This is a genomic window from Bacteroidales bacterium, from assembly GCA_031276035.1.
Lineage (GTDB): Bacteria > Bacteroidota > Bacteroidia > Bacteroidales > BM520 > RGIG7150.
The window spans coordinates 152,733-165,099 of sequence record JAISNV010000019.1; the positions used below are offsets into that span (position 1 = coordinate 152,733).

Consider the following 12,367-nt stretch of genomic DNA (forward strand, 5'->3'; position numbering starts at 1 on the left):
TTATTCTTTAATATATTGTTCATACTCGGAACCTTCAGGTTTTGTTGCATCCTTCAAGTCTCCTAATTGATAAAATTTAAACATATGGTCTTGCATCCATTTATTAGCTTTCACCGGATCTACTTTCCATCCTGAGTTACATGTAGAAACTACTTCAATAAAAGAAGTTCCGCGTTTTTCTTTTTGGTTTTCAAAAGCTTTTCTGATAGCTTTCTTTGTTTTACGAACTGCTGCTGCTGTCTCTACGGATTGACGAGTAACATAGCAAGTTCCCGGCAGTTGAGCAACCAATTCCGTCATTTTCATCGGATAACCGTTAAGTTCAACATCGCGTCCGTAAGGAGTAGTAGCTGTTTTCATACCAACTAAAGTTGTCGGAGCCATTTGTCCTCCGGTCATACCATAGATAGCATTATTAACAAAAATACAAACAATATCTTCTCCCCTGTTGCATGCGTGAAGAATTTCCGCTGCGCCGATAGAAGCCAAATCGCCGTCACCTTGATAAGTGAAAACGAATTTTTCAGGAAGTAAACGTTTGATAGCGGTACCTACAGCCGGAGCACGGCCGTGAGCTGCTTCTTGCCAGTCTATATCAATATAATTATAAGCAAAAACAGAGCAACCAACAGGCGAAACGCCGATAGTTTTTTCCTGGATATCCATTTCATCAATAACTTCAGCAATAAGTTTATGAATAACGCCATGGCTGCAACCAGGACAATAGTGCATTACATTGTCTAAAATCAATTTTGATTTTTTATAAACGATATTTTCTTCTTTGATAATATCTTTAAGTTCCATCTCTGTCATAATCTATCCTCCAATAATTTTAGTTTCAAAAGCTTCAAGTATTTCATCGGGTGAAGGGATGATACCGCCGTAACGGCCAGCCCATTCTACAGGAACTTTACATTCAACCGCGAGTTTAACATCCTCAATCATTTGACCGGCATTCATTTCAACACAAAGGATACCTTTTGTTTTAATACCGCGATCATGGATAACTTTAGTTGGGAAAGGATAAAGGGTAATCGGTCTGATTAATCCGACTTTGTGACCTTTAGCACGAGCCATTTCAATAGCTTTCTTACAAATTCTGGAAGCTAATCCGAAGGCAACAAAAAGATAATCCGCATCATCAACCATATATTCTTCGAAAAGAACTTCTTTCTGAATTTCTGCATATTTTTTCAGAAGTTCAATATTTCTTTTTTCCATTACAGAGGAATCAAGTTCAAGGGAAGTAACAACTCTATGGTTTTTACTACCGATAGTGCACCAATCACCGCATTGTTTTCTGATCTGTTCTTCAGTGCGGCGAGGAACAAAGTCATTAAGAACTACTTTTTCCATCATTTGACCGATAGCGCCGTCGGAAAGGATAACCGCCGGTGTACGATATTTAAATGCGAGGTCGAAAGCAAGAGTTACGAAATCATTCATTTCTTGCACTGAATTAGGAGCCAAAACAATAGCATGATAGTCCCCATGACCGCCACCTTTAACTGCCTGAAAATAATCGGCTTGTGAAGGTTGAATTGTTCCGAGACCCGGACCACCGCGTACCACATTAACAACTACACAAGGTAATTCGGCACCTGCAAGGTAAGACATACCTTCTTGCATCAAACTGAATCCAGGACTTGACGAAGAAGTCATAACCATTTTACCGCAGGCTGCACCTCCATAAACCATATTAATAGAGGCGACCTCACTTTCGGCTTGTAAAACAACCATTCCGGTTTCTTCCCAAGGCTTACGTAACATGAGGGTTTCCATAACTTCGGACTGAGGGGTAATAGGATAACCGAAATAACCGTCGACACCTGCACGGATAGCGGCTTCAGCAATCACCTCATTTCCTTTCATTAATCTTAATTCTCCCATTATTGCTTCTTTTTAATTTTCAACTTTAACTTTATAAACAGTAATAACACTATCAGGGCACACGGTAGCACATGCCGCACATCCGATGCAAGCATCGGGATTTACCATTTTAACATAATCGTAGCCTTTGCCGTTAACCTCGCCTCCATGTCCGAGAGTATCCGTTGGACAAGCAACGATGCATAAGCCGCAACCTTTGCAAAGCTCTACGTCAACTACAACTGCACCTTTAATTTTAGCCATAATATTTTTATTTTAATTATTAAATAGAATCCACAAAGTTACATCTTTTTGTTTGATTTGAAAGAAAAAAATTAATTTAAATGAAAAGGAATTACCTCTTTACCTATTTTTATTTACCTTTGTATTTTGGTTGTCTGGACAATGAAGTATTATTTTTTATTATCATTATTCAAAAATATTTATTTCTCTCTCGACGGTCAAATTTTTATACAACATACTTTTATATTACTATCTTAAACTTAAATAAATATTATAGATGAAAGGAAAATATTTTCTTATTATTAGCGGTGTTTTACTCGCTTTATGCGGATTAATATTCTTGATTAATAATATTATTGTAATCGGAAAGTTAGCAGCATGGTCTGAATTAGAAACTTTCGGTGATAAAGCTTTTAGAGTCGGGACTGTTATTTTACCTTTACTTTGGATTATTTCCGGAGTTTTTGGAATTCTGCTTGGAATCCTTCAATCCGACAGGTTATTTACCTTAGCAAATCAGGTTGGAACAAGGATTAATCTCATTACAATTACCATATTCGGCGGTTATATTGCCGCATGCCCGTTAGCATCATCTTATTACTTTGAAAACCTGGGGCATTGGTTTGGTTTTTCTGCTGAAAGTAACGCTTTATGGATTATTCTATATATTCTTATAGGCATAATAGTTATTTATTATACCGGCTTAGAAGCAGCATCGGAAGAATGGAATAGATTTGTTATTACGCGTTTTATTATGCGTGTTATAATTATTGCTGTTTTTATTCCTATATTTATCTCAGGACTTGATGTTAAAGAATTCAAAGGATTACCTCCATTTGTTTTTACTCTTTTTGCTTTTGTTTGTATAGGCGTATTTAATATTATTGGATACACTCCTTCATCGGATAATATGTTTCAGATAATTAAGAAGAAAGCTATAGGTGTAGTATGGTTATTTGCATATTATATGCTCTGTATGCTAATATTCGCACCAATAGTCCGTATTATTTTAACCTTTCCGCCAACAATTCAATACATTATTTTAATTGCCAGCATTGTTATTGGTTTAGGTAAAGGCGGCACAAGCGGAGATACTATCCAAGGAACCGACGGGCACACATATACCCGAGATTCGGGAGGATCATTTACAGACAATGGTGGAACCAGATATGGACGTTTATAGATTATCGATTATCTTAGATCTATCACTCTATTACTTCTTGTAATCTTCATGAAATGCAGCTACACGTTTTTCCAAATCATCAAATTGATCACGTCTAACCATTGATACGCAAGCTCGTAAGCCATCGCTCCTTTCGCTACCGGTAATTGCAAGGCTAATTGCACTAATTCCGTACGAAAGTAAATTTTTCAGCAAATCATGTCCATTCATTCCGGAATACGCAAGAGAGAAGTAAAATCCATCGGCAATCGGTGTATTTCCGTCTTTATCATAAACAATATAAAAGCCGTTATTCAAGAAAATTTCCTTCATAATATGGGCTTTTTCACCATATTCTCTAACGATCTTAATAAAATTATATTCGCCGTTATTAGCGGCTTTCAGAAGGGCTGCAAATCCGTATTGAGGAACATGTGCGGTTCCGGAACTCAAAGCATACAATGAGCCGTAAATCAAACATTTACCTAACAAATTCCAATTATAATACCTTAGTAAATCATCAGAAGTTGCAGCGGCAAGTTTATCGGACATTGCAATGAAACCCATTCTTTGTCCGGCATAGCTGAAAGCTTTTGAACTTGAAACGAGTAGAACATATTTATCTGTATAATTTGCAATTGTCGGTGGATAAGGCGGTTCTCCTGGAACAGAATAATCTTTCCTGAAATCCATTCCGAAATAAGCCAAATCTTCAACAGCAATAACATCATATTTATTACAGAGGTCCGCAATTATTTTCAATTCATCTTCGGTAAAGCAAATCCACGACGGATTATTGGGATTTGAATATAATAAGCAGGCAATATTACCTTTGGAAAGATAACTTTCGAGTTTAGCTTTTAATTTCTCACCTCGATAATTATATACATCGAAAGCTTCAAAAGGAACGTTCATTACTTTAACTTGTTGTTTATGAACCGGAAATCCGGGATCTATGAACAACACCGTATCTTTTCCTTTTTTAAACCTGGAAAGTGTGAGAAAAGTAGAAAAACTTCCTTGCATTGAACCGACACAAGGCACGCAGTTTGCAGGCTTAACATTGACATTCATAAATAATTTTAAAAATCTTGAAGCTTCATTTTTCAGCTCGGGAATTCCGTTTATATCAGGGTAAATTGCTGCTACACCTGATTTTAATGCTGCAATTTCAGCATTGATGGCAATATCGGAAACCGGTAATCCGGGAACTCCTATTTCCATTCTAATATATTTTTCACCCGAAGCTTTTTCCAGAGAATTTGCCAAGGCAGTAATTTCACGAATTGAAGTATGAGCTAAATCTGTAATGCCCAATTCTTGCATTCTTTCTTCAACGATTTTTTTATCAACTAATTCACTCATAAGTTATATTTTCAGATTTTATATTATATTAATTTATTTAGAATTTTGGATGCCATCTCAACGAAACGTAATATTTCACGAAAGGTTATCGCTTATTGATGTTATTTTTCGAATTTCAACTTTTACTAACCCTAATTCTGGCATCTACCGCAACTAAAGATGTTGAATTTCCTAACAAAGGATTGAGATCCATTTCAACGATTTCAGGAGCAGCTGTTACAAGAGCCGAAACTCTTTCAATAGTTTCAGCGAAAAGGTCTTCATTTACAGGTTCTTGTCCACGTACACCTTTTATAATTTTATATCCACGCAATTCTTTGATTAGAGATAAGGCTTCATGCTTATTCACAGGAGCAAGTGCAGCTTTCACATCTTTTAGAACTTCGATGAAAATTCCTCCTAGTCCGAAAAGTACCTGATGTCCGAATTTTTCTTCTTTGGAAGCACCTATAAACAATTCCGTTCCGAAATACATTTTACAAACCTCAACAGCGTAAGTATCTTTAATCTTAATTAAGCGGTTAAATTCTTTTCTAACAGTTTCTTCATCTCTAACATTGAGGACAACGCCACCAACGTCTGATTTGTGAACCGGACCGACAACTTTCATCACAACGGGAAAACCAAATTCCAACGCGCGTTTTACTGCATCATTTTCTGTTTTTACTTCCGCTTCTTGTTTTGAAGTGATTCCGGCCGCTTTCAACAAAGCAGCAATTTCATCCAATCCCAAATATCCGTTTTTACAATTGTCGATGACATTTCGAATCGTGACAAGATCAATATCAGGCATTTTCGGATTCAATGGTTGTGGCGGCGGAGTATTTGTGATTTTAGCGAGCGCGTTTCCAAAAACACATTCTTCCGGAAAATTAATCCTATGTTTATTATGAATAAAATCTTCTATTTCATCTTTAACATTAACAATTGAAGGTAAGATTGGAAAAATAGGTTTTTTAGATGTTTTCATTTTTTCATCAAGAACCTTATATACTTCCCAGTTAGCAAACAATCCGGGTGAGCCGAAGATTACGCACATCGCATCAATATTGTCGAATTTATCGTTACAATAATCAATAATTGTTCCGAGCTGCTCCGCTGTTCCGGTAGCCAAAAAATCAATCGGATTTCCTACAGATGATCCGGGAAATAATTTTGAGAGTAGTTCTTCGGCAGCAGGACCTTCGATATGCGGGACTTCCATGCCATTATTTGACAAAGTGTCTGTGAGCATAACTGCAGGACCACCTGCATGCGTGATTATTGCGATTCTTTTTCCGTGCACTTTCGGATGCATAAAAATTTCGCAAACAGTAGTCAATTCCTCTCTATTATGACAGCGAACGATTCCGGCTTTGCGGAAAAGAGCATCAACCGCAACATCGGAAGTTGCAAGAGCACCGGTATGGGAAGATGCGGCACGACTACCCGCTGAGGAATTTCCCGATTTAATTCCGGCAATTCTACATCCTTTATTGATAAGAGAAGCAGCATGTTTCAGAAGTTTTTGCGGATTTCTGATATTTTCCATATAGAGCATAATAACTTTTGAACTCTTTTCAGAATTGAAAGTATTATCAAGATGTTCAAGCACTTCTTCAATTCCGGTTTGTGCAGAATTTCCTACTGCCCAAACACTGTTGAAAGTTAATCCGTTTACCATTCCGTATTCCTTTATAAATACGGCAGTTGCGCCGGAGCCGGTAACAAAATCAACGCCATTTGATTGCAAAGGCGGCAAAGGTGCGTCAAAAGCACCGCAATAATTAACATTTAGGAAGCCGGTACAATTAGGACCTATAAGTGTTCCGCCGACTTTATTTATTGTATCAACAATTTCTTTTTCGTATTTTGCTCCTTCCTCATTCTCTTCGCTAAATCCTGCAGATAGTATAATAAAGCCACGCGTATTTTTTTCTTCGGCAAGAACTTTCACCGTATGAGGGCAAAATTTAGCGGCAATAGCAATTATTGCAAGATCACAGTTAGGAAGTTCTTCTACAGTATTATAAGACTTTACGCCTTGCACTTCCTGAAGTTTGGGGTTAACTACACAAACTTCGCCCTTAAAATTACTTTCCAAAAGATTTTTAAGAACTTTACCTCCGGGTTTTGTAATTTCGTTAGAGCCTCCTACAACTACAATACTGCGGGGGTTAATTAGTTTTTCATTTATCATATTAAAGTATTATTTAGTCCAATCTGAAATTTTTGTCTTCAAACTAACATAGTTTTTTGCAGCACCTAATGTTTGCACCGAGTGTGCATAATTGATTTCAAATTTATAAATGTTTATTCCGAGACCAAAAGAAAATCCTGCGAGACCTCGAATTTCGTTAACTCTCATTTCCCGAGATAATTGATAATCGTATCCGAGACGAAGGAAAACTATTTTAGCTATTGTAAATTCTCCACCTATGGAAAAATGGCGAAAAAGGTTATCGGCAAAAATTCCAAACTTAGATATGGTTTTAGTTTGATCTAAAGTAGGATCATCGTATCTGAGGTTCCACCTTTGAAGATCATGCAAAAGAATTGTAAATCTAAACGGTAAATGTTTTAATTGATGACTGATAGCATATTGAATCTCAAAAGGCATTTTATTTCTTTCGTCACCAAGTTTTACCAATTCGGCTCCCATATTACAAAGTATGAGCGACATATCGAGTCGTTTTTCTTCAATACGGAATGTTCCGGCAACATCAACTGCAAGCCCGAAAGAGCTGTATTGTTCATAAGAAGAAAAAAGCATTTTAAAGTTTGCACCAATACTCCAATGCGGAGTTAAATTTCTACCCCATCCTATTACAGCCGCAATATCGTTTGCCGAAAATGTTTGTCCGTTTGTTTCGCTTTCAGTATCAGCATAAGTAAATTTCGGATAATTTGCATAAATAATTGAGCCGGCAAAAGAACCGGCTTTATCAAAAGTGTGTGAATAAGATACTTGTCCGAATTTAATATCCGACAGATAATCTACAAAAGCTAATGAAAGATCATTGTTCATATTGGGATTTATCAAAGACGGATTTGCTGCCACGAGTTCCACGTCGTTATCATAAGTTGAAGAAAAACCTATTGCCATTGCCGCAAGCCTTGGAGAAGATGATGATTGTAATATATGATAAGAAGTAGTACCACCAGTTTGAGCGAAGACAGATATTGAAACTAACAAACAGATGATCAGGGATATAAAGTATTTTTTTCTCACATTAAAAAGTTTTTACAAAATTAATATTTTATTTGTAATAATATGTTTTATAACGAAAATTAATGTAAAAACGTATATAATTAACTGAGAGTTGAAAATTAAAAGTTGAAAGATTTTTTCAGTATTACAAACATCTCTTATTTATTTGTTCATGATATAATTTTAATCTTCGATTATACCTTATTAAATTTTCAATACAGCAGTATATTGCGATTTTGAATGTTTATCGGAACTTTTTTCCCCAAGCAAATCCTATATCTAACATCACATAAAAACCAACGTCCGATAAAACTTTTTGAAATCCGATTGCCGGTGTAAGAACTAAACCAAAGTTAGTTACCATTTGGTAGCCCATTACTGCTCTAAAATATAAAGCAACGACACTTCCGCCATATGCGAAAATAATATTCGGCCCAGCCACCATTGAGCCGTATAATCCGTTTCTTTCTCTTTTACCGCCTCTGACAGCTTCAAAACCACTATAAATCCCGAATCCTTCACCTTTTTTGGTTGACAGTAAATCGATTTCAATCGGAACACCTAACGATCTATTAATAGAAGGTACTACAGCGGCACGAATACAGAAAACATCATTTTTAAAACCTGAGATCAAATCAAGCGGTTTCAATCTGACGATTCCGCCCCAATCAGCACTTTGAGAAAAGGAAATACTGCAGTAAGCAATTAAAAATATTATGAGAAGAGAGATTTTTTTCATCTGTTATGTTTTTATTATTAATTATTCTATTTTAGTTAATTTATGAATATATCTTCCTTAAATTATATGAATTTGACTCTCCATAATGAATTATCGTACCAGGTTGCTACCAATTATTACCAAAATTTATTTGATTTGGAAAGAAATAAAGGGGATCTAACTCACTGAAGGGATCTTGTGTTGTTGCCTGAAATTTGTTAAATCCCTGCGTGAATGCCATTGATATTGAGGACAATAATAAAACGATAAGAAGCAAATTGTTTTTCATATTAAAATTATTTTTAGGGTTAACATTTGGTTTATTTAGATGTTTTATTTGGTTTACTTTTTATATAATCTTTCCACTCTTCTTCATTCTTCCATGCCCATCTTTTTTCTTTAAACCATGGATTAGCTGGTGGTATAGAATCTGCTTGGATAAAATGAGCTAAAGAATTATTATTTTCAAATTGGATTGCAGTATTACTAAGTAGATCTTGATAGCTAAAATATTTTAATGTTGTATCATCAATAATAAGAAATTTTCTTTCAAAAAAACTCCATGGAACTATAACATCACCTTGCTTAATAATCTGCATAATAATTGTGTCACCATGTATTGCATATATACCAAAACTTGTCCCCCACGATGGCTTTCCTCGTGTATTTATAACTTCAACATTGTTAGACATGTTTTTACTAATATCTTCTGTCGAGCTATTGTTTTTAAAATATATATGATGTATAACAGTTCCATCTTCATATAAAATAAAATTATAAGCAGTAGAATCTATCTCATAAGAATTTGATTTTATAAGTTTGTATCCGTCATATCCATGAAATTTTTGATGATAATTATAATATCTGTAAAAACCATCAATTTTTAATTTACTTCTTACATCTAAATTCTCATCACCAATTTTGTTGGTTAACTTCGGTAGAATCTCCCTCATTGCGCCACTGTATGTATAGCAGCCTAGAAAAGAAGTTAATATAAATATCATTATTAAATAAAAATTCTTTTTCATTATAAAAATAATAAATTATTTGTTTGACAATTTTTCAATATTAAATTCCTGAAATTCAAAGATTTTATCTAATAGTTCGATTTCACCACCATTTGCTGAGAATGATATTGCTTTTAATGTCGAATCATTTAAAATTATAAAATTTATGCTGTAAATATCATAAGAAAATATTTGAAATTTTCCTGCGTATATAATCTTTAATGTATCGTTAGAAATATCATAATAACCTTTATCAGGAATGTTGAAAGTAAAAACATCTTCTTCGAACTTCTTTTTGGAATTTAAATTATATTTGTATATTAGAAATTCCCCATTAGTTTTGAGAAAAAATGGATAATGTATACCATCAATTCTTTGATTATAATAATACCCATTGATTCTAATAATTGTATCAATTCCAGTATAATCTTTTTTCGGATTTTTTATTATCTGTCTTGCTTGTTTATAGTTGATGCCGCAACTACAAAACAAAAAAACAAGAAAAATTATTATTAAAACTTTTTTCATACTAACGTCCGTATAAAGAAAATGGATTATTATAACCTGTATAAAAATAAGGAGAACAATATTCTCCATAAGGAGTATAAAAGTAAGGAACATTGGTAAGCTTATGCCAACCATTTTGTGTTATATCTTGTACCATAGGATGATTTATGCCTATTCTTTCTATTCGATTGCCACTCTTATATCCAACATAGAAGGGACTTGAGAAAACTTTGCTATCATTATAAGTACCTTTTTTATTCTTTCCAAATATTCTGCTTTCATAATCCTCATCATAAATCATATCCGATTCACTTCTATAAGGGCTATTTGTATATACCGTTTTCCCAAAAACAAAGTCTCCTATTGAAATTTCAATAGCAGAAGAACGCCACCTGTCTAATCCGTCTCCAAAAAAATCATTCTCAATTCGTAGTGAACCGCCAGGAAAGAAAACAGATGCTTGCCCAACCATTTGGTTATTAGGATTTCCATCTTGCCCCACAGCATTTCCATAATAAGTTTGACCGTAACCTAATCCGTAACCTTTGTAGGTTAAGCTTGAATTCCATCCCCAATGGTTATTACCGTAACCGGCACCCAAACTTACATTAAAATCTTTTATATTTTGACTAACCCCAACACCCGCGTTAAATTCACCCATTAAGGAATACCCTACACTTAAATAGGCAGAACCACTTCCCCATGTATAGGAATATCCGGCATATACCCCTAAACCCAACATATCAAAACCTACAGAAACTTTATGACCGTCTGATTCATAAATAGTCCATTGAGTTGCCTCACTTAGGCCTGTCATTACTTCATTTGTTTCATTAAATGCTGTTTGAAATGGTTGATTATCTAAATTACTAAAGAAAAAGCAAGTGTAAAAGAAAACATATGCAGCCATTCCCAATGTCTCTCCATCAGGATCCGTATACATCAACGGGTTTCCCATACAGTAGCTGTATCTGTTAAAGCCCATTGCAGTGGCACTTTGTACATACGGATCAGGAGATAGGAATAACCCCAATGCAGGATCATAAACCCTGCCCTTCATGTGGATTAACCCGAATCCCTCTATATGCTCATGACCTGTAAAACCTTTATAGATATATATCGGAGTTGTTATGTTCGTGTTTGCCCATGTTATAGGATTTCTTCTGTTACCCCAAACATCATAACTGAAACTCTCCTCTACTCTAATACTGTTGTTATTTATGGATAATACTTTTACCACACTGCCTAAATGGTCTTTTAACAAATACAACATTTTGTCATCAGTTGTTCCAGGAGCATCATATTTTACTACTCCGGAACCAAGATAGGATAGTTTTGTTTCTGCATTGTTATTATCTATCCGTAATTCATATTTACCACCGCCTGCATAGTATGTCGTATAAGTATTACCGTTTTTAGTTTCCGTTTTCTTTATTAGCTCATCCGACGTACCATGTGTATAAGTTACCGAATTATTTCCTGATATTATTGAAGATACCCTTGCCCTGCCGTCTATCATATTATGATCGTAGGATATATCTAAAGGGTTATTTGTTGCAGTAGTAACTCCCGAACTTTTAACTCCATGATGTGGGAAACCAGAATATCCGTAATTGCCGATATTTTCTTTTTGTGATATTTTGTTGCCTGAATAGGAAATTCTCGTTTGGTATTCCGGCTCGGTTGAGTTTAAATTTGTAGTTTCCCAACCGATAAGACGGTTTTGGGTGTCATACTTAAACCATTCTTTTTTGTTTACTCCGTTTGCGGCATCAGTTCGATAATGCATGTTACCGTCTCCCCTGTAACCGTAAGACATGTTTTGATAAATATTACTTCCTTTTAAACCTGTGATATTAGTTAATCTTCCTTGATTGTCAAACTCTTTTGTTACGGTTATATTATTGCCTAATATGTATTTACTTAATTGTCCCTGTTCGGCATATTGTTTGGCTTCCCAAATAAGTGTTGTGCCCAGGAATTTTTTAACTGTGTAGCCATAAGTATCATATTCATAATTTAATGTAGAGTTAGCAACATCACCTGCAGAATGCGGATAAATCTCCTTTGTTAATTTTCCATATGAATCGTACTGATAACCGAAAATAAAGGACTTTCCATCTGTTAAAATAGTTTCTGTTACTTCGTTTAAACGCAAGTATTCGTCATAAGAGTACTCTTTTTTAGCTGTTGTACTTGTCTCACTTAGAAGCATGCCTTTTGTTGGTAAATTTTCGCTGTAAAGATAAAAATCATCAGGTTAAATAATTAAAGATTATTTAAACATGAGTTTATCTTTCTTTAAT

General features: G+C 34.9%; 11 protein-coding genes. 1 reads left to right on the forward strand and 10 read right to left on the reverse strand.

All coding sequences use genetic code 11. The features are described from left to right. From LBP67_04745 to LBP67_04755, 3 genes are read right to left on the reverse strand one after another with little or no spacing between them, the layout of a single operon-like run. Nucleotides 1–804 carry a 2-oxoglutarate oxidoreductase gene (locus LBP67_04745; protein MDR2084283.1) on the reverse strand — a complete coding sequence of 268 codons (804 nt, stop codon included), beginning with the start codon at nt 802–804 and terminating at the stop codon, nt 1–3. Between the two features lie 12 nt (nt 805–816). Then, nucleotides 817–1,893, reverse strand: a complete 1,077-nt coding sequence (locus LBP67_04750; GenBank protein ID MDR2084284.1) for a 3-methyl-2-oxobutanoate dehydrogenase subunit VorB — start codon at nt 1,891–1,893, stop codon at nt 817–819. Between the two features lie 9 nt (nt 1,894–1,902). Further along, nucleotides 1,903–2,133, reverse strand: a complete 231-nt coding sequence (locus LBP67_04755) for a 4Fe-4S binding protein (GenBank protein MDR2084285.1) — start codon at nt 2,131–2,133, stop codon at nt 1,903–1,905. Between the two features lie 256 nt (nt 2,134–2,389). Between LBP67_04755 and LBP67_04760 the strand changes: the two genes are divergently transcribed. Beyond that, nucleotides 2,390–3,295, forward strand: coding sequence for a hypothetical protein (locus LBP67_04760; GenBank protein MDR2084286.1), 906 nt, complete (start codon nt 2,390–2,392; stop codon nt 3,293–3,295). Between the two features lie 30 nt (nt 3,296–3,325). On the opposite strand, the gene LBP67_04765 is transcribed toward LBP67_04760, so the two are convergent. The 7 genes from LBP67_04765 to LBP67_04795 form a co-directional block, all read right to left on the reverse strand. Beyond that, the gene (locus LBP67_04765; GenBank protein MDR2084287.1) at nt 3,326–4,639 is read right to left on the reverse strand and encodes a pyridoxal phosphate-dependent aminotransferase; all 1,314 of its coding nucleotides are present in this window, start codon (nt 4,637–4,639) and stop codon (nt 3,326–3,328) included. A gap of 115 nt (nt 4,640–4,754) precedes the next feature. Beyond that, entirely contained in the window at nt 4,755–6,818 is a 2,064-nt protein-coding gene (locus tag LBP67_04770) for an acetate--CoA ligase family protein (protein MDR2084288.1), read from the reverse strand. A 9-nt stretch (nt 6,819–6,827) separates the two neighbouring features. Further along, nucleotides 6,828–7,850: a type IX secretion system protein PorQ gene (gene porQ / locus LBP67_04775; GenBank protein MDR2084289.1), complete on the reverse strand. Its 1,023-nt coding sequence runs from the start codon at nt 7,848–7,850 to the stop codon at nt 6,828–6,830. Nucleotides 7,851–8,073: 223 nt separating this feature from the next. Beyond that, a complete protein-coding gene (locus LBP67_04780; GenBank protein ID MDR2084290.1) occupies nt 8,074–8,568 on the reverse strand; it encodes a hypothetical protein in 495 nt (164 codons plus the stop codon). Between the two features lie 299 nt (nt 8,569–8,867). Next, entirely contained in the window at nt 8,868–9,500 is a 633-nt protein-coding gene (locus LBP67_04785) for a hypothetical protein (GenBank protein MDR2084291.1), read from the reverse strand. Between the two features lie 90 nt (nt 9,501–9,590). Further along, nucleotides 9,591–10,082, reverse strand: a complete 492-nt coding sequence (locus LBP67_04790) for a hypothetical protein (GenBank protein ID MDR2084292.1) — start codon at nt 10,080–10,082, stop codon at nt 9,591–9,593. 1 nt (nt 10,083) lies between these two features. Then, nucleotides 10,084–12,276 (reverse strand): hypothetical protein, encoded by a 2,193-nt coding sequence (locus tag LBP67_04795; GenBank protein ID MDR2084293.1) that lies wholly within the window; start codon nt 12,274–12,276, stop codon nt 10,084–10,086. Nucleotides 12,277–12,367: the final 91 nt, after the last annotated feature.

Excerpts from the sequence above, each read along its gene's own strand:
- LBP67_04745 (MDR2084283.1), bottom strand. The coding sequence starts at position 804 with ATGGAACTTAAAGATATTATCAAAGAAGAAAATATCGTTTATAAAAAA.
- LBP67_04755 (MDR2084285.1), bottom strand. The coding sequence starts at position 2,133 with ATGGCTAAAATTAAAGGTGCAGTTGTAGTTGACGTAGAGCTTTGCAAA.
- LBP67_04760 (MDR2084286.1), top strand. The coding sequence starts at position 2,390 with ATGAAAGGAAAATATTTTCTTATTATTAGCGGTGTTTTACTCGCTTTA.
- LBP67_04765 (MDR2084287.1), bottom strand. The coding sequence starts at position 4,639 with ATGAGTGAATTAGTTGATAAAAAAATCGTTGAAGAAAGAATGCAAGAA.
- LBP67_04770 (MDR2084288.1), bottom strand. The coding sequence starts at position 6,818 with ATGATAAATGAAAAACTAATTAACCCCCGCAGTATTGTAGTTGTAGGA.
- LBP67_04780 (MDR2084290.1), bottom strand. The coding sequence starts at position 8,568 with ATGAAAAAAATCTCTCTTCTCATAATATTTTTAATTGCTTACTGCAGT.
- LBP67_04785 (MDR2084291.1), bottom strand. The coding sequence starts at position 9,500 with ATGAGGGAGATTCTACCGAAGTTAACCAACAAAATTGGTGATGAGAAT.
- LBP67_04790 (MDR2084292.1), bottom strand. The coding sequence starts at position 10,082 with ATGAAAAAAGTTTTAATAATAATTTTTCTTGTTTTTTTGTTTTGTAGT.
- LBP67_04795 (MDR2084293.1), bottom strand. The coding sequence starts at position 12,276 with ATGCTTCTAAGTGAGACAAGTACAACAGCTAAAAAAGAGTACTCTTAT.